A 14,548-nucleotide genomic window follows, 5' to 3' on the forward strand; every position below is an offset into this window, starting at 1 on the left:
CAGGGACCGAGCAGGGGACGGCCGGTTGCTCCTCGCGTCAGACGCGACGGCGCTTGGGCGGGCGGCACCCGTTGTGCGCCTGCGGCGTGACGTCGTTGATCGAACCGACCTCGAGGCCGGCGGCCTGGAGGGAGCGGATCGCGGTCTCGCGGCCCGAACCCGGACCCTTCACGAAGACGTCGACCTTCTTGACGCCGTGCTCCTGCGCCTGACGCGCAGCGGACTCGGCGGCGAGCTGCGCCGCGAACGGCGTCGACTTGCGCGAACCCTTGAAGCCGACGGCTCCGGAGGACGCCCAGCTGAGGACGGCACCCGACGGGTCGGTGATGCTGACGATCGTGTTGTTGAACGTGCTCTTGATGTGGGCCTGGCCCACTGCGACGTTCTTCTTCTCCTTGCGGCGCGGCTTGCGCGCGGCAGTCTTGGGGGTAGCCATCGGGGTCTCCTATCGAGCCTTCTTCTTGCCTGCCACGGTGCGCTTCGGGCCCTTGCGGGTACGAGCGTTGGTCTTGGTGCGCTGACCGCGCACCGGGAGACCACGACGGTGGCGAAGACCCTCGTAGCTACCGATCTCGACCTTGCGGCGGATGTCGGCGGCCACCTCGCGGCGGAGGTCACCCTCCACCTTGAAGTTGCCCTCGATGTAGTCGCGGAGGGCGACGAGCTGGTCGTCGGTGAGGTCCTTGACGCGGATGTCACCGGAGATACCGGTGTCCGCGAGCGTCTTGACCGCGCGAGTGCGGCCGACGCCGTAGATGTACGTGAGTGCGATCTCCACGCGCTTCTCGCGCGGGATGTCGACGCCTGCTAGACGTGCCATGTGCTGGCTGCTCCTGTTGTCGATGGAGGTGTGGCGCAGTGCCGGTGCTCGGGCCTCCGACCCGAGGTGTCCCCCCGGGCGCGGCCGGAGCCGGACCAGGGTTCTGGTACTGCGTTTGCGGTGTTCAGTTGTGGATCCTGCGCAGGCCGCCTGTCGGCGTCCGGTCAGGCAGTTCCGGGGACTAGCCCTGGCGCTGCTTGTGACGCGGGTTGCTCTTGCAGATCACCATGACGCGGCCCTTGCGGCGAATCACACGGCAGTGCTCGCAGATGGGCTTGACGCTGGGGTTGACCTTCATTGCTGTTTCCTCGTGCTCGCTGGCTTCGTGCCCGGCAGGCTTGCCGAGTCGTTCCTTTCCAGCTCGCGGATCACTTGTAGCGGTAGACGATCCGGCCGCGGGTCAGGTCGTACGGGCTCAGCTCCACGATCACGCGGTCCTCAGGGAGGATGCGGATGTAGTGCTGGCGCATCTTCCCGGAGATGTGCGCGAGGACCTTGTGCCCATTGGTCAGCTCAACGCGGAACATCGCGTTGGGCAGAGCTTCGAGCACCGAGCCTTCGATCTCGATGACGCCGTCTTTCTTGGCCATAGCCTCACTGTCGCTTGGTTGGATTACCGGTGTGATCCCCGAGCCGGTCTGCGGGTCGGTCGCCACGCCGAGAGGGCATGACACACCAAAGATCGATCTTATGGGAAAGTGGTCCGATTGCCAAGTGCAGCCGGCGCGCCCCCAGAGCTGGGGTGTTCCTGAGGGACGGGCCAGCGTTCCACAGTGGTTCCACGGCGCGTTCGAGGGGATGGACATGGGTCCAGCCCTACGGTGACGATGCAGCCACCCGAACGGAGACCACGTGCCCGACGCCTCTCGGCCCTTCGCTCGTCACGGACGACTCCCGCGACGACGAGCCTGGACGACCCTCCTGTCGATCGTCGCCTCCACCCTCGCGGTGGTGCTCGTCAGCGGGACGAGCGTCGCGGCCATCGCCGGCGCGCAGCTCGCCGGCGCGCCGACGTCCGTGAAGCTCAGCACCGACGACCAGAGCGCCGCGAAGACCGCCGACATCACGGCCATCAAGGGCGGCGCGAACATCCTGCTCATCGGCAGTGACACCCGCGTCGGGCAGTTCGACGCGAACGAGGACGTCGAGGGCGCACGCAACGACGTGACGATGCTCATCCACGTCTCGCAGGACCACACCCAGCTGACCGCGGTGAGCTTCCCCCGCGACCTCATGGTGCCGATCCCCGCGTGCACCAACCCGGAGACGGGCACGAGCTACCCCGCAGCGACCTCGGCGCAGTTCAACACCGCACTCGGCAACGGCGGCGTCTCCTGCGTGGTGGACACCGTCGAGAACCTCACGGGATTGAGCATCCCGTACGCGGGCCTCATCACCTTCGACGGCGTGATCGAGATGTCGAACGCGCTCGGCGGCGTCGACGTCTGCGTGGCGAAGGACATCGACGACACCTACACGGGGCTGCACCTCACCGCGGGGTCACACTCGCTCGAGGGCTCCGACGCGCTCGCCTTCCTGCGGACCCGACACGGCGTCGGCGACGGCAGCGACCTCGCCCGCATCAGCTCGCAGCAGGTCTTCCTCTCGGCGCTGCTCCGCAAGGTCACCTCGGACGGCACCCTCTCGAACCCCATCACGCTCTACAAGCTCGCCGGCGCGGCCCTGAACAACATGGTCCTGTCCGACGGGCTGAACCAGCCGAAGACGCTGGTCGGCCTCGCGAGCATGCTCCGCGGGATGAGCACGTCGAGCATGCTGTTCGTCCAGTACCCCGTCGCCGACGACCCCGACGACAGCGCACGCGTCATCGTGGACCAGACGACCGCCCACACGCTCAACGTCGCACTGCAGACCGACGAGAAGACGACGCTGAGCGACTCGTCGACCGGTCGCGCATCAGAGGACCAGAGCGGATCCTCCGGCACCGCCCCGTCGTCGGCTGCGACGCCGTCGAGCGAACCGACCGGCACGAGCACCAGTACGAGCGCAGCGAGTCCGTCGTCGACGCCGTTGCCGTCGTCGATCACCGGACAGAGCGCGGCGGAGGAGACCTGCTCCGTCGGCAACTGACGCCGACGGGGCGGGGCCGAGCCGAGCCTCCAGGCCCTGGAGGCTCGGCTTACGGGATCGGGACCGGCGTCACTCCCAGCGGGGCCAGGGCAGCCGCCCCACCGTCGCTGGCCGTGAGGACCCAGATGCCGTCCGCGTGGACCGCGACGCTGTGCTCCCAGTGCGCCGCGTCGGCGCCGTCCAGGGTCCGGACCGTCCACTCGTCGTCGTCCGTCGTGCTGTCGATCGTGCCGGCGGTGACCATCGGCTCGATCGCGACCACCAGCCCGGGACGGACAGCGGGGCCCGCGCCACGGACGCGGTAGTTGAAGACCGGGGGTTCCTCGTGCATCGACCGGCCGATGCCGTGTCCGGTGTAGTCCTCGACGATGCCCCAGGCGCCGGTCTCGTCGATGGCGTCCTCCACCGCGTCGCCGACCTCGTTGAGGTGCTTGGCGTGCGCCAGCGCGGCGATGCCGTGCCAGAGCGACCGTTCGGTCGTGTCGCAGAGCGTCTGGCGCGCCGCGGTCACACCGGCGTCGCCACCGGGCACCACCGTGGTGAAGGCGCTGTCGCCGTTCCAGCCCTCGACCTCGGCGCCCGCGTCCACGGACACGATGTCGCCCGGTTGCAGGACACGGTCACCGGGGATGCCGTGCACGATCTCGTCGTTCACGGACACGCACAGGGTGTGGCGGTACCCGGGCACCAGCTGGAAGTTCGGGATGCCGCCGCCGTCACGGATCGTCCGTTCGGCGATGGCGTCGAGCTCGCCCGTGGTGGCCCCCGGTCGGATCGCCGAACGGACCGCGTCCAGCGCCGCCTCGGTGAGGAGTCCAGGGCGCACCATGGCGCGGAGTTCCTCGGGCGTCTTGTAGATCGAGGGCTTGCGGAAACGGACCACGCCGGGGTCAGACGCCGGCGGTGAGCCCGCGCGACGCGAGCGCTGCCTGGATGCGGTCGCCGACCTCGTCGATGGCGCCGAGGCCGTCGACCTCGACCACGAGACCGCGCTGCTGGTACGCCGCGACGATCGGGGCGGTCTGCTCGACGTAGACCTGCTGGCGACGACGGATCGTCTCCTCGTTGTCGTCGCTGCGGCCCTGGTCCTCGGCACGCTTCAGGAGGCGCCCGACGAGCTCGTCCTGGTCGGCGACGAGCTGCACGACGGCGTCGAGGCCGGTGCCCTGCTCGGCGAGCAGCGCGTCGAGGTACTCGACCTGCCCGACGGTGCGCGGGTAGCCGTCGAGCAGGAAGCCGCTCTCGGCGTCGGTCTCGCCGAGGCGGGACTTCACGAGCTCGTTCGTCAGCGAGTCCGGGACGTAGTCGCCCGCGTCCATGATCGCCTTCGCCTGGACCCCGAGCGGCGTGCCTTCCGAGACGTTCTTCCGGAAGATGTCACCGGTGGAGACGGCGGGGATCCCGAAGGACTCGGCGATGCGGCCGGCCTGGGTTCCCTTTCCCGCTCCGGGAGGTCCGACGATGATGAGACGTGCGCTCAACGGAGAAGCCCTTCGTAGTGACGTTGCTGCAGCTGCGAGTCGATCTGCTTCACGGTCTCGAGACCGACACCCACGATGATGAGGATGCTCGCGCCACCGAACGGGAAGTTCTGGTTCGCGCCGAACAGCGCCAGTGCTGCCAGCGGGATGAGCGCGATGAGACCGAGGTAGAGCGAGCCGGGCAACGTCACCCGGGTCAGGACGTAGTCGAGGTACTCGGCGGTGGGACGACCGGCACGGATGCCGGGGATGAACCCGCCGTACTTCTTCATGTTGTCGGCGACCTCTTCGGGGTTGAAGGTGATCGCGACGTAGAAGTAGGTGAACCCGACGATGAGCAGGAAGTACAGGACCATGTAGAACCAGTTGTCACCCGAGGTCAGGTTGTTCTGGATCCAGGTCACCCACGCGGCCGGCTCCGAGCCGTCGGAGGGCTGGTTGAACTGCGCGATCAGGGCCGGCAGGTAGAGCAGCGACGAGGCGAAGATGACGGGCACGACGCCGGCCATGTTCACCTTGATCGGGATGTACGTGTTGTTGCCGCCGTAGGTGCGACGCCCGACCATGCGCTTGGCGTACTGCACCGGGATCCGCCGCTGCGACTGCTCGACGAACACGACGGCCATCATGATCACCAGGCCGACCAGGATGACGAACAGGAACAGCTCGAACGACTGCGACTGCTCGATCGCCCAGAGCGCCGACGGGAACTGCGCTGCGATGGACGTGAAGATGAGGAGCGACATGCCGTTGCCGATGCCGCGCTCGGTGACGAGCTCGCCCATCCACATGATGAGGCCGGTACCGGCGGTCAGGGTGACGACCATGAGCATGATCGCGTACCAGCTGTCGTTCGAGATGATCGACGAGCAGGAGGCGCTGGCGTTCGTGCCGAAGAGCTGGCCGGAACGGGCCACCGTGATCAGCGTGGTGGACTGCAGCACACCGAGCGCGATCGTGAGGTAGCGCGTGTACTGCGTCAGCTTCGCCTGGCCGGTCTGGCCCTCCTTGTAGAGGGCGTCGAAGTGCGGGATCACGACGCGCAGGAGCTGCACGATGATCGACGACGTGATGTACGGCATGATGCCGAGCGCGAAGACCGAGAGCTTCAGCAGCGCGCCACCGGAGAACAGGTTGATCAGGTCGTAGAGACCGCCGGAGGACGATGCGCTCGCGAGGCAGGTCTGGACGGCTGCGTAGTCCACGTACGGGGCCGGGATGTACGACCCGAGCCGGAACAGCGCGATGATCGCCAGGGTGAAGCCGATCTTCTTGCGAAGATCGGGGGTGCGCATGATGCGCGCGACCGCTCTGAACACGAGAACTCTCCGAACTACTGGGACCGGTCTTGCCGATCGAGCCGGGCGAGGCCGCCCGTGGCCGGGACGCCGACCGCGCGACCCGGGACCGTCGGCACGTGGCCGACCAGCTCCGGGTCTGTCATCAAGGAAACCGTAACGGCGGCCCGTGCGCAAACGCACGGGCCGCCGACGGGACTACTGGGAGACGGTGCCGCCCGCAGCCACGATCTTGTCCTGGGCGGAGCCCGAGACCTTGTCGACCGTGACGGTGAGCTTCACGCTGATGTCACCCTGACCGAGAACCTTGACCTTCTCGTTCTTGCGGACGGCGCCCTTGGCGACCAGGTCCGCAACGGTGACGTCGCCACCGTTCGGGTAGAGCTCCGCGAGCTTGTCCAGGTTCACGACCTGGTACTCGACGCGGAACGGGTTCTTGAACCCGCGGAGCTTCGGGGTGCGCATGTGCAGCGGCATCTGCCCACCCTCGAAGCCGACGCGGACCTGGTAACGGGCCTTCGTGCCCTTGGTACCACGGCCCGCGGTCTTGCCCTTCGAGCCCTCACCGCGACCGACACGGGTGCGGTCCTTCTTCGAGCCAGCGGCCGGACGAAGGTGGTGCACCTTCAGGATCTGGACGCGCTCGTTCTTCTCGTCGCTCATGCGTCGACCTCCTCGACCTTCACGAGGTGCGCCACCGTCGCGATGTACCCGCGGTTCTGGGAGTTGTCCTCGCGCAGGACCGTACGGCCGATGCGCTTGAGACCCAGGCTGCGGAGCGTGTCGCGCTGGTACTGCTTCTCGCTGATGACGGACTTCGTCTGCGTGATCTTCAGCATGGCCATCAGGCACCTGCCTTCTCGGTCGCTGCGGCACGTGCTGCCGCCTCGGCCTTCAGGAGGCGAGCCGGCACGACGTGGTCCACGTCGAGGCCACGACGTGCGGCGACGGCGCGGGGTTCCTCGAGCTGCTTGAGGGCCTCGACCGTGGCGTGCACGATGTTGATGGTGTTCGACGAACCGAGCGACTTGCTCAGGACGTCGTGGATGCCGGCGCACTCGAGCACGGCGCGGACCGGACCACCGGCGATGACACCGGTACCGGCAGCGGCCGGGCGCAGGAGGACGACGCCAGCGGCGGCCTCACCCTGCACCGGGTGCGGGATCGTGTTGCCGACGCGCGGGACGCGGAAGAAGTTCTTCTTCGCCTCTTCGACGCCCTTGGAGATCGCCGTGGGGACCTCCTTGGCCTTGCCGTAGCCGACGCCCACGAGGCCGTTGCCGTCACCCACGACGACGAGCGCCGTGAAGCTGAAGCGACGACCACCCTTGACGACCTTCGAGACGCGGTTGATGGTCACCACGCGCTCGAGGAACTGGCTGTCGCCACCGCGGTTGTTGCGGTCGCGGCCCTGCTGACGGTCACGACCGCCACCACGACGGCCACGGTTGTCGGCCGAGTCGCGGTTGTTGGACGCGGAGCCGGCAGCGGTCTCGACCGGACGCTCGGCGACGGGGGCAGCAGCCTCCGCCTTGGCGTCGGTGGACTTGGTCTCCTCGGCGCTGGTGGCCTCGGTGGTCTCCTCAGCGCTGGTGGCCTCGGTCGTCTCCTCGACGGCCGGGGTCTCCTCGGCGTTGCTGTTGTTCGCGATGTCGCTCACAGGTTCAGCCCTCCTTCACGGGCACCATCGGCGATCGCGGCGACGCGACCGGCGTACTTGCTACCACCGCGGTCGAACACGACGGCTTCGACACCGGCGGTCTTCGCACGCTCGGCGAGGAGCTCGCCGACGCGACGCGCCTTGGCGGTCTTGTCGCCGTCGAACGAGCGGAGGTCGGCCTCCATCGTCGACGCGCTGGCAAGGGTGTGACCCTTGGAGTCGTCGATGACCTGCACGAACACGTGACGTGCCGAGCGGGTGACGGCGAGACGCGGACGTGCCTCGGTGCCGGTGATCTTCTTGCGGAGGCGGTTGTGGCGACGGGCCTTGGCAGCCGCCTTGCTCTTGCCTCGGGTACGAGTTCCGATAGCCATGATCACTTACCTGACTTTCCGGCCTTGCGGCGCACGTTCTCGCCCGCGTAACGGACACCCTTGCCCTTGTAGGGCTCGGGCTTCCGCAGCTTGCGGATGTTCGCAGCGACCTCGCCGACGGCCTGCTTGTCGATGCCGTTGACGGTGACCTTGTTGTTGCCCTCGACGGCGAAGCTGATGCCCGCCGGCGGCTCGACCGTGATCGAGTGGGAGTAGCCGAGCGCGAACTCGAGGTTCGAGCCCTTCGCCTGGACGCGGTAACCGGTGCCGACGACCTCGAGGCCCTTGGAGTAGCCCTGGGTGACGCCGATGATCTGGTTCGCGATGAGCGTGCGGGTCAGGCCGTGGAGCGACCGGGACTCACGCTCGTCGTCCGGGCGGGTGACGAGGACCTGGTTCTCCTCGACGTTCGCCTGGATGGGCTCCGCGACGACGAGCGCGAGCTCGCCCTTCGGGCCCTTGACCGCGACGTTCTGACCGTCGATGGAGACGGTCACGCCAGCGGGGATGTCAATGGGAAGACGTCCGATTCGTGACATGTTCGATCACCAAACGTAGGCGAGGACTTCCCCACCCACGCCCTTCTGCTCGGCTTCGCGGTCGGTCAGGAGACCCGACGAGGTGGACAGGATCGCCACGCCGAGGCCACCGAGGACCTGCGGGATCTCCGTCGACTTCGCGTAGACCCGGAGGCCGGGCTTCGACACGCGCTTGATGCCGGCGATCGAACGCTCGCGCTCGGGGCCGTACTTGAGCTCGATGGTGAGGGTCTTGCCCACGCGGGCGTCCTCGACCTTCCACTCGGTGATGTAACCCTCGCGCTTGAGGATGTCAGCGATGGTGGTCTTGAGCTTGCTGCTCGGAAGCGAGACGGCGTCGTGGTGCGCCGAGTTCGCGTTCCGCAATCTGGTCAGCATGTCTGCGACCGGATCGGTCATCGTCATGATGTGATTCCGTTTCTCGCCTGGTTTCGACACCCGTTCCACGAATGCCGACCTGAGCGATCGAGTGACTCCAGGGCGATTCCCCGGAGTCTGTGTTCGTGCGTGCGGGCCGGAGGACTCGAGAGTCCTTCGGCCCGCAGCGCCCGAAGTAGTTTAGACCGTCTGCTCGGCAGAGCGGAACGGGAAGCCGAGCTGCTTGAGCAGGGCGCGTCCCTCGTCGTCCGTCTTCGCGGTGGTCACGACGGTGATGTCGAAGCCGCGGACACGGTCGATGCGGTCCTGGTCGATCTCGTGGAACATGCTCTGCTCCGTGAGACCGAAGGTGTAGTTGCCGTTGCCGTCGAACTGGCGGTCGCTGAGACCACGGAAGTCGCGGATACGGGGAAGCGCCAGCGAGAGCAGGCGGTCCAGGAACTCCCACGCGCGGTCGCCACGGAGGGTGACGTGCGCGCCGATGGCCTGGCCCTCACGCAGCTTGAACTGCGCGATGGACTTGCGGGCCATCGTGACCTGCGGCTTCTGACCGGTGATCGCCGTGAGGTCCTTGATGGCCCCCTCGATGATCTTCGAGTCGCGAGCTGCCTCGCCGACACCGGTGTTCACGACGACCTTGACCAGGCCGGGGACCTGGTGGACGTTCGCGTAGCCGAACTGCTCGGTCAGCGCCGCCTTGATCTCGTTCTTGTACTTCTGCTTCAGGCGCGGCTGGACCTTGTCAGCCGTCGCGGCAGTCGTGTCAGTCATCAGAGCTTCTCACCAGACTTCTTGGCGTAGCGGACTCGGACGGTCTTCTTGACACCGTCCTTCTCCACCTCTTCGGTGCGGAAACCGACGCGGGTCGGCTTCTTCGTCTTGGGGTCGACGATCGCGACGTTCGACACGTGGATCGGGGCCTCGTGCTGCTCGATGCCGCCGGTCTTGGAGCCGCGCTGCGTCTGGCCGACGCGGACGTGCTTCGTGACGAAGTTCACGCCCTCGACGACGACGCGGTTCTTGTCCGTGAGGACCTCGATGACCTTGCCCTGCTTGCCACGGTCGCCGCCACGCTCCTGCGTCGCGCCCGTGATGACCTGGACCAGGTCACCCTTCTTGATGTTCGCCATGGCTTACAGCACCTCCGGCGCGAGCGAGATGATCTTCATGAACTTCTTGTCACGAAGCTCGCGACCGACCGGACCGAAGATGCGCGTGCCGCGCGGGTCGCCGTCAGCCTTGAGGATCACTGCCGCGTTCTCGTCGAACTTGATGTAGGAGCCGTCGTTGCGACGGGTCTCCTTCTTGGTGCGAACGATGACCGCCTTGACGACGTCACCCTTCTTCACGTTGCCGCCGGGGATGGCGTCCTTCACCGTGGCGACGATGACGTCACCGAGACCGGCGTAGCGACGACCCGAGCCACCGAGCACGCGGATGGTCAAGATCTCCTTGGCACCCGTGTTGTCGGCGACCTTCAGGCGGGATTCCTGCTGAATCACTGCTGTCTCCTATTTCCGCAAGCGGGCCGCGAGGCCTACTTGGCCTTCTCGAGGATCTCGACCAGGCGCCAGCGCTTGGAGGCGCTGAGGGGACGGGTCTCGCTGATCACGACGAGGTCGCCGACACCGGCCGAGCCGGCCTCGTCGTGTGCCTTCACCTTGGAGGTGCGGCGGATGACCTTGCCGTAGAGGGCGTGCTTCACGCGGTCCTCGACCTCGACGACGATGGTCTTGTCCATCTTGTCGCTGGTCACGTAACCACGGCGCGTCTTGCGGTAGCCGCGGGTGAGGGCGGCGGAGTCCTTCTCTTCGTTCGCCATCAGTTCTCCTCGGCGGTCTCGGCCTCGGTCGACTCGACCGGCTTGTCAGCCTTCTTCGTCGACTTCTTGGCCTTGGTTGCGGTCTCGACGGGCGCGGGGGTGGCACGGATGCCGAGCTCGCGCTCGCGGAGGACGGTGTAGATCCGGGCGATGTCGCGCTTGACGGCACGAAGACGACCGTGGCTCTCCAGCTGGCCGGTGGCCGACTGGAAGCGGAGGTTGAAGAGCTCCTCCTTGGCCTTCTTCAGCTCGTCAGCAAGACGCTCGTTCTCGAACGTGTCGAGCTCCGTCGGACGGAGCTCCTTGGAACCGATCGCCATTATGCGTCGCCCTCCTCGCGCTTGATGATGCGTGCCTTGAGGGGCAGCTTGTGAATTGCACGGGTCAACGCCTCGCGGGCGATGTCCTCGCTGACGCCGGAGAGCTCGAAGAGCACGCGGCCCGGCTTGACGTTCGCGATCCACCACTCGGGGGAACCCTTACCGGAACCCATGCGGGTCTCGGCAGGCTTCTTCGTGAGCGGACGGTCCGGGTAGATGTTGATCCACACCTTGCCGCCACGCTTGATGTGACGCGTCATGGCGATACGAGCGGACTCGATCTGACGGTTGGTCACGTAAGCGGGGGTCAGGGCCTGGATGCCGTAGTCACCGAAGGAGACCTTGGTGCCACCGGTCGCCTGACCCGAACGCTTCGGGTGGTGCTGCTTGCGGTGCTTGACTCGACGGGGGATAAGCATGGTTACGCCTCAACTCCTGCGCCGGCCGGCGCGTCCTGCGGGGCCTGCTGCTCGCGGCCGCCACGGTCGCCGCGGTCGCCGCCACGACGGTCACCGCGGTCGTTGCGGTCGCCACGCGGGCCTCCACGACGCTCGGGGCGCGACGAACGCTGGTTCGCCTGCTCGCGAGCGAGCTCCTTGTTCGTGATGTCGCCCTTGTAGATCCACACCTTCACGCCGATGCGACCGAACGTCGTCCGGGCCTCGTAGAAGCCGTAGTCGATGTTGGCGCGGAGCGTGTGCAGGGGCACGCGGCCCTCGCGGTAGAACTCCGAGCGCGACATCTCGGCGCCGCCGAGACGGCCGGCGACCTGGATGCGGACACCCTTGGCACCGGCGCGCTGTGCACCCTGGAGGCCCTTGCGCATGGCGCGACGGAACGCGACACGAGCGGAGAGCTGCTCCGCGATGCCCTGCGCGACGAGCTGGGCCTCGGTTTCGGGGTTCTTGACCTCGAGGATGTTGAGCTGGATCTGCTTCTTGGTGAGCTTCTCGAGCTCGCCACGGATGCGCTCCGCCTCGGCGCCGCGGCGACCGATGACGATGCCAGGACGCGCCGTGTGGATGTCCACGCGGACACGGTCACGGGTGCGCTCGAGCTCGATGCGGGCGACGCCGGCACGGTCGAGGGTCTTCTTCAGGTACTGACGCACCTTGATGTCCTCGGCGACGTAGTCGGCGTAGCGCTGACCCGGCTTCGTGCTGTCGGTGAACCAGTGCGAGACGTGGTCCGTCGTGATCCCGAGGCGGAAGCCGTACGGGTTGACCTTCTGGCCCATTACTTGCTCGCCTTCTTGCTCGTCGCGGCAGCAGCCTCGGCCTCGTCAGGGGTCGCGAGGACCACCGTGATGTGGCTGGTGCGCTTGTTGATCCGGAAGGCCCGGCCCTGAGCACGCGGCTGGAACCGCTTGAGGGTCGTGCCTTCGTCGACGAAGACGCGGCTCACGTAGAGGTCGCGCTCGTCGAGGAAGCTGTTCGTCGAGTCCGCCTTGACACGTGCGTTGGCGATCGCCGAGGCGACCAGCTTGTACACGGGCTCCGAAGCGCCCTGGGGGGCGAACTTCAGGATGGCGAGCGCCTCGTGGGCCTGCTTGCCGCGGATCAGCTCGATGACGCGACGGGCCTTCTGAGGCGTGACGCGGATGTGTCGCACGCGTGCGATCGACTCCACCATTTCGTTCCTCCTCTGCGTCGCCGCCTTAGCGGCGACGGCCCTTCTTGTCGTCCTTCACGTGACCGCGGAAGGTACGGGTCGGCGCGAACTCGCCGAGCTTGTGACCGACCATCGATTCGGTGACGAACACCGGGATGTGCTTGCGTCCGTCGTGCACCGCGATGGTGTGCCCGAGCATGTTCGGGACGATCATCGAGCGGCGCGACCACGTCCGGATCACGTTCTTCGTGTTGGCCTCGTTCTGCGTGACGACCTTGCGAAGCAGGTGCTCGTCGACGAAGGGGCCCTTCTTCAGACTGCGTGGCATCTTCTGAACTCCTACTTGCGCTTCTTGCCGGCGTTACGGCGACGGACGATGAGCTTGTCGCTCGGCTTGTTCGGCTTGCGCGTGCGACCCTCGGCCTGGCCCCAGGGGCTGACCGGGTGACGACCACCGGACGTCTTGCCCTCACCACCACCGTGCGGGTGGTCGATCGGGTTCATCGCGACACCACGCACGGTCGGGCGGACGCCCTTCCAGCGCATGCGGCCGGCCTTGCCCCAGTTGATGTTCGACTGCTCGGCGTTGCCGACCTCGCCGATGGTGGCGCGGCAGCGGGCGTCGACGTTGCGGACCTCGCCCGACGGCAGACGGAGCTGCGCGTAGGGGCCGTCCTTGGCGACGAGACGCACCGAGGCGCCGGCCGAACGCGCGAGCTTGGCGCCGCCACCGGGGCGGAGCTCGATCGCGTGGATGACCGTACCCACGGGGATGTTGCGCAGCGGCAGGTTGTTGCCGGGCTTGATGTCAGCACCGGGGCCCTGCTCGACGACGTCGCCCTGCTTGAGCTTGTTCGGCGCGAGGATGTAGCGCTTGGTGCCGTCCACGAAGTGCAGGAGCGCGATGCGCGCCGTGCGGTTCGGGTCGTACTCGATGTGCGCGACCTTGGCGTCGACGCCGTCCTTGTCGTGACGACGGAAGTCGATCACGCGGTACTGGCGCTTGTGGCCACCACCGATGTGACGGGTCGTGATGCGGCCCGAGCTGTTCCGGCCACCGGTCTTCGGCAGCGGACGAAGCAGGGACTTCTCCGGCGTCGAACGGGTGATCTCGGCGAAGTCGGCGACCGACGAGCCGCGACGACCCGGGGTCGTCGGCTTGTAGTTACGAATAGCCATGATGTTTTCCCTCTGGTCCTCAGCCGACAGCCGTGAAGATGTCGATCGAACCGGACTTGAGCGTCACGATGGCGCGCTTGGTGTCCTTGCGCTTGCCGATGCCGAAACGCGTGCGACGGGTCTTGCCAGGACGGTTCAGCGTGTTGATGCCGGCGACCTTGACGTCGAAGATCTTCTCGATGGCGAGCTTGATCTCGGTCTTGTTCGCGCGGGGGTCCACGAGGAACGTGTACTTGCCCTGGTCGATGAGGCCGTAGCTCTTCTCCGACACGACGGGCGCGATGATGATGTCGCGCGGGTCCTTGTTGAAGCCGCTCATGCGGAGATCTCCTTCGCGGTCTTCGACGCGATGAAGGCGTCGAGGGCGCTCTTGCTGAAGACGATGGCGTCCGAGACGAGGACGTCGTATGCGTTCAGCTGGCCGTACGAGAGCGCGTGGACGTTCGGCAGGTTGCGGATCGACTTGAGCGTGAGCTCGTCGTCCGACTCGAGCACGACGAGCACGTTCTTGACGGGCGCGACCTTCTCGAGGAGCGTGCGGGCGGTCTTGGTCGACGGCACCTCGGCCGCGACGAAGCCCTCCACAGCGGAGATACGGCCACCGCGGGCACGGTCCGAGAGCGAGCCGAGCAGCGCAGCGGCGATCATCTTCTTCGGGGTGCGCTGCGAGTAGTCGCGCGGGGTCGGTCCGTGGACGACGCCACCGCCGGTGTGCTCGGGAGCACGCACCGAACCCTGACGGGCGCGGCCGGTGCCCTTCTGCTTGAACGGCTTGCGACCAGCACCGCGGACCTCGCCGCGGTTCTTGGTCTTGTGGGTGCCCTGACGCGACGCGGCGCGCTGCGCGGTGACGACCTGGTGGATCAGCGGGACGTTGGTCTCGACGTCGAAGAGCTCGGCGGGGAGCTCGACGGAGCCGGACTTGACGCCAGAGACGTCGAGGACGTCGATCGTGGTTGCAGTCGTGGTGGCCAT

General features: G+C 67.1%; 26 protein-coding genes. 1 reads left to right on the plus strand and 25 read right to left on the minus strand.

Annotated features, from left to right (window positions below):
• Positions 1–37: 37 nt before the first annotated feature.
• The 4 genes from rpsK to infA all read right to left on the minus strand — a co-directional run bounded on the left by rpsK (position 38) and on the right by infA (position 1,410).
• Positions 38–436 (minus strand): 30S ribosomal protein S11, encoded by a 399-nt coding sequence (gene rpsK, locus QK288_RS01155; protein ID WP_017885507.1) that lies wholly within the window; start codon positions 434–436, stop codon positions 38–40.
• A gap of 9 nt (positions 437–445) precedes the next feature.
• Positions 446–820, minus strand: coding sequence for a 30S ribosomal protein S13 (gene rpsM, locus QK288_RS01160; RefSeq protein WP_144760579.1), 375 nt, complete (start codon positions 818–820; stop codon positions 446–448).
• Between the two features lie 181 nt (positions 821–1,001).
• Positions 1,002–1,118 carry a 50S ribosomal protein L36 gene (rpmJ, locus tag QK288_RS01165; protein ID WP_022903266.1) on the minus strand — a complete coding sequence of 39 codons (117 nt, stop codon included), beginning with the start codon at positions 1,116–1,118 and terminating at the stop codon, positions 1,002–1,004.
• Positions 1,119–1,188: 70 nt separating this feature from the next.
• Positions 1,189–1,410, minus strand: coding sequence for a translation initiation factor IF-1 (infA, locus tag QK288_RS01170; RefSeq protein WP_017885509.1), 222 nt, complete (start codon positions 1,408–1,410; stop codon positions 1,189–1,191).
• 262 nt (positions 1,411–1,672) lie between these two features.
• Between infA and QK288_RS01175 the strand changes: the two genes are divergently transcribed.
• The gene (locus tag QK288_RS01175; RefSeq protein WP_281265998.1) at positions 1,673–2,911 is read left to right on the plus strand and encodes an LCP family protein; all 1,239 of its coding nucleotides are present in this window, start codon (positions 1,673–1,675) and stop codon (positions 2,909–2,911) included.
• A 49-nt stretch (positions 2,912–2,960) separates the two neighbouring features.
• Here QK288_RS01175 and map read toward each other — a convergent pair whose 3' ends face one another.
• The 21 genes from map to rplD all read right to left on the minus strand — a co-directional run bounded on the left by map (position 2,961) and on the right by rplD (position 14,548).
• Positions 2,961–3,794 carry a type I methionyl aminopeptidase gene (gene map / locus QK288_RS01180; RefSeq protein ID WP_281265999.1) on the minus strand — a complete coding sequence of 278 codons (834 nt, stop codon included), beginning with the start codon at positions 3,792–3,794 and terminating at the stop codon, positions 2,961–2,963.
• Between the two features lie 7 nt (positions 3,795–3,801).
• The gene (locus tag QK288_RS01185; RefSeq protein WP_281266000.1) at positions 3,802–4,392 is read right to left on the minus strand and encodes an adenylate kinase; all 591 of its coding nucleotides are present in this window, start codon (positions 4,390–4,392) and stop codon (positions 3,802–3,804) included.
• Positions 4,389–5,711 carry a preprotein translocase subunit SecY gene (gene secY / locus QK288_RS01190; protein WP_281266001.1) on the minus strand — a complete coding sequence of 441 codons (1,323 nt, stop codon included), beginning with the start codon at positions 5,709–5,711 and terminating at the stop codon, positions 4,389–4,391. Before secY ends, QK288_RS01185 begins: the two co-directional genes overlap by 4 nt.
• Positions 5,712–5,888: 177 nt before the next feature.
• Positions 5,889–6,353, minus strand: coding sequence for a 50S ribosomal protein L15 (gene rplO, locus QK288_RS01195; protein WP_281266002.1), 465 nt, complete (start codon positions 6,351–6,353; stop codon positions 5,889–5,891).
• Complete coding sequence (rpmD, locus tag QK288_RS01200) at positions 6,350–6,535, minus strand: 50S ribosomal protein L30 (protein ID WP_082517835.1); 186 nt, start codon at positions 6,533–6,535, stop codon at positions 6,350–6,352. Before rpmD ends, rplO begins: the two co-directional genes overlap by 4 nt.
• Positions 6,535–7,350 carry a 30S ribosomal protein S5 gene (rpsE, locus tag QK288_RS01205; protein WP_281266003.1) on the minus strand — a complete coding sequence of 272 codons (816 nt, stop codon included), beginning with the start codon at positions 7,348–7,350 and terminating at the stop codon, positions 6,535–6,537. The genes rpmD and rpsE overlap by 1 nt, the downstream gene beginning before the upstream one ends.
• A complete protein-coding gene (gene rplR / locus QK288_RS01210; protein ID WP_281266004.1) occupies positions 7,347–7,724 on the minus strand; it encodes a 50S ribosomal protein L18 in 378 nt (125 codons plus the stop codon). The genes rpsE and rplR overlap by 4 nt, the downstream gene beginning before the upstream one ends.
• 2 nt (positions 7,725–7,726) lie before the next feature.
• Positions 7,727–8,263 carry a 50S ribosomal protein L6 gene (gene rplF / locus QK288_RS01215; RefSeq protein ID WP_281266005.1) on the minus strand — a complete coding sequence of 179 codons (537 nt, stop codon included), beginning with the start codon at positions 8,261–8,263 and terminating at the stop codon, positions 7,727–7,729.
• A gap of 6 nt (positions 8,264–8,269) precedes the next feature.
• Entirely contained in the window at positions 8,270–8,668 is a 399-nt protein-coding gene (gene rpsH, locus QK288_RS01220) for a 30S ribosomal protein S8 (RefSeq protein WP_281266006.1), read from the minus strand.
• A gap of 153 nt (positions 8,669–8,821) precedes the next feature.
• The gene (gene rplE, locus QK288_RS01225) at positions 8,822–9,412 is read right to left on the minus strand and encodes a 50S ribosomal protein L5 (protein WP_281266007.1); all 591 of its coding nucleotides are present in this window, start codon (positions 9,410–9,412) and stop codon (positions 8,822–8,824) included.
• Positions 9,412–9,771: a 50S ribosomal protein L24 gene (rplX, locus tag QK288_RS01230; RefSeq protein ID WP_144760603.1), complete on the minus strand. Its 360-nt coding sequence runs from the start codon at positions 9,769–9,771 to the stop codon at positions 9,412–9,414. Before rplX ends, rplE begins: the two co-directional genes overlap by 1 nt.
• Before the next feature lie 3 nt (positions 9,772–9,774).
• Positions 9,775–10,143: a 50S ribosomal protein L14 gene (gene rplN / locus QK288_RS01235; protein ID WP_071299494.1), complete on the minus strand. Its 369-nt coding sequence runs from the start codon at positions 10,141–10,143 to the stop codon at positions 9,775–9,777.
• A 35-nt stretch (positions 10,144–10,178) separates the two neighbouring features.
• On the minus strand, positions 10,179–10,463 hold the full coding sequence (gene rpsQ, locus QK288_RS01240) for a 30S ribosomal protein S17 (RefSeq protein ID WP_071276754.1): 285 nt from the start codon (positions 10,461–10,463) through the stop codon (positions 10,179–10,181).
• Entirely contained in the window at positions 10,463–10,783 is a 321-nt protein-coding gene (gene rpmC / locus QK288_RS01245) for a 50S ribosomal protein L29 (RefSeq protein WP_281266008.1), read from the minus strand. The genes rpsQ and rpmC overlap by 1 nt, the downstream gene beginning before the upstream one ends.
• Positions 10,783–11,202 carry a 50S ribosomal protein L16 gene (gene rplP / locus QK288_RS01250; RefSeq protein ID WP_123654821.1) on the minus strand — a complete coding sequence of 140 codons (420 nt, stop codon included), beginning with the start codon at positions 11,200–11,202 and terminating at the stop codon, positions 10,783–10,785. Before rplP ends, rpmC begins: the two co-directional genes overlap by 1 nt.
• A gap of 2 nt (positions 11,203–11,204) precedes the next feature.
• Positions 11,205–12,020 (minus strand): 30S ribosomal protein S3, encoded by an 816-nt coding sequence (gene rpsC, locus QK288_RS01255; RefSeq protein WP_281266009.1) that lies wholly within the window; start codon positions 12,018–12,020, stop codon positions 11,205–11,207.
• Positions 12,020–12,415, minus strand: a complete 396-nt coding sequence (rplV, locus tag QK288_RS01260) for a 50S ribosomal protein L22 (RefSeq protein WP_123654823.1) — start codon at positions 12,413–12,415, stop codon at positions 12,020–12,022. Before rplV ends, rpsC begins: the two co-directional genes overlap by 1 nt.
• A gap of 25 nt (positions 12,416–12,440) precedes the next feature.
• Entirely contained in the window at positions 12,441–12,722 is a 282-nt protein-coding gene (gene rpsS, locus QK288_RS01265; protein WP_017885529.1) for a 30S ribosomal protein S19, read from the minus strand.
• 11 nt (positions 12,723–12,733) lie between these two features.
• On the minus strand, positions 12,734–13,573 hold the full coding sequence (rplB, locus tag QK288_RS01270; RefSeq protein ID WP_281266010.1) for a 50S ribosomal protein L2: 840 nt from the start codon (positions 13,571–13,573) through the stop codon (positions 12,734–12,736).
• A gap of 19 nt (positions 13,574–13,592) precedes the next feature.
• Positions 13,593–13,892 (minus strand): 50S ribosomal protein L23, encoded by a 300-nt coding sequence (rplW, locus tag QK288_RS01275; RefSeq protein WP_111009849.1) that lies wholly within the window; start codon positions 13,890–13,892, stop codon positions 13,593–13,595.
• Positions 13,889–14,548 carry a 50S ribosomal protein L4 gene (rplD, locus tag QK288_RS01280; RefSeq protein ID WP_281266011.1) on the minus strand — a complete coding sequence of 220 codons (660 nt, stop codon included), beginning with the start codon at positions 14,546–14,548 and terminating at the stop codon, positions 13,889–13,891. Before rplD ends, rplW begins: the two co-directional genes overlap by 4 nt.

This window comes from Curtobacterium sp. 9128, from assembly GCF_900086645.1.
GTDB lineage: Bacteria > Actinomycetota > Actinomycetes > Actinomycetales > Microbacteriaceae > Curtobacterium.

Excerpts from the sequence above, each read along its gene's own strand:
- rplF (WP_281266005.1), bottom strand. The coding sequence starts at position 8,263 with ATGTCACGAATCGGACGTCTTCCCATTGACATCCCCGCTGGCGTGACC.
- rpmD (WP_082517835.1), bottom strand. The coding sequence starts at position 6,535 with ATGGCCATGCTGAAGATCACGCAGACGAAGTCCGTCATCAGCGAGAAG.
- rpsK (WP_017885507.1), bottom strand. The coding sequence starts at position 436 with ATGGCTACCCCCAAGACTGCCGCGCGCAAGCCGCGCCGCAAGGAGAAG.
- rpsQ (WP_071276754.1), bottom strand. The coding sequence starts at position 10,463 with ATGGCGAACGAAGAGAAGGACTCCGCCGCCCTCACCCGCGGCTACCGC.
- rpmC (WP_281266008.1), bottom strand. The coding sequence starts at position 10,783 with ATGGCGATCGGTTCCAAGGAGCTCCGTCCGACGGAGCTCGACACGTTC.
- rplD (WP_281266011.1), bottom strand. The coding sequence starts at position 14,548 with ATGGCCACCACGACTGCAACCACGATCGACGTCCTCGACGTCTCTGGC.
- rplE (WP_281266007.1), bottom strand. The coding sequence starts at position 9,412 with ATGACTGACACGACTGCCGCGACGGCTGACAAGGTCCAGCCGCGCCTG.
- rpsM (WP_144760579.1), bottom strand. The coding sequence starts at position 820 with ATGGCACGTCTAGCAGGCGTCGACATCCCGCGCGAGAAGCGCGTGGAG.
- rpsH (WP_281266006.1), bottom strand. The coding sequence starts at position 8,668 with ATGACGATGACCGATCCGGTCGCAGACATGCTGACCAGATTGCGGAAC.
- rpmJ (WP_022903266.1), bottom strand. The coding sequence starts at position 1,118 with ATGAAGGTCAACCCCAGCGTCAAGCCCATCTGCGAGCACTGCCGTGTG.
- rplB (WP_281266010.1), bottom strand. The coding sequence starts at position 13,573 with ATGGCTATTCGTAACTACAAGCCGACGACCCCGGGTCGTCGCGGCTCG.
- rplW (WP_111009849.1), bottom strand. The coding sequence starts at position 13,892 with ATGAGCGGCTTCAACAAGGACCCGCGCGACATCATCATCGCGCCCGTC.
- rplO (WP_281266002.1), bottom strand. The coding sequence starts at position 6,353 with ATGAGCGACGAGAAGAACGAGCGCGTCCAGATCCTGAAGGTGCACCAC.
- rplP (WP_123654821.1), bottom strand. The coding sequence starts at position 11,202 with ATGCTTATCCCCCGTCGAGTCAAGCACCGCAAGCAGCACCACCCGAAG.
- rpsC (WP_281266009.1), bottom strand. The coding sequence starts at position 12,020 with ATGGGCCAGAAGGTCAACCCGTACGGCTTCCGCCTCGGGATCACGACG.
- infA (WP_017885509.1), bottom strand. The coding sequence starts at position 1,410 with ATGGCCAAGAAAGACGGCGTCATCGAGATCGAAGGCTCGGTGCTCGAA.
- rpsS (WP_017885529.1), bottom strand. The coding sequence starts at position 12,722 with ATGCCACGCAGTCTGAAGAAGGGCCCCTTCGTCGACGAGCACCTGCTT.
- rplV (WP_123654823.1), bottom strand. The coding sequence starts at position 12,415 with ATGGTGGAGTCGATCGCACGCGTGCGACACATCCGCGTCACGCCTCAG.
- rplR (WP_281266004.1), bottom strand. The coding sequence starts at position 7,724 with ATGGCTATCGGAACTCGTACCCGAGGCAAGAGCAAGGCGGCTGCCAAG.
- rplX (WP_144760603.1), bottom strand. The coding sequence starts at position 9,771 with ATGGCGAACATCAAGAAGGGTGACCTGGTCCAGGTCATCACGGGCGCG.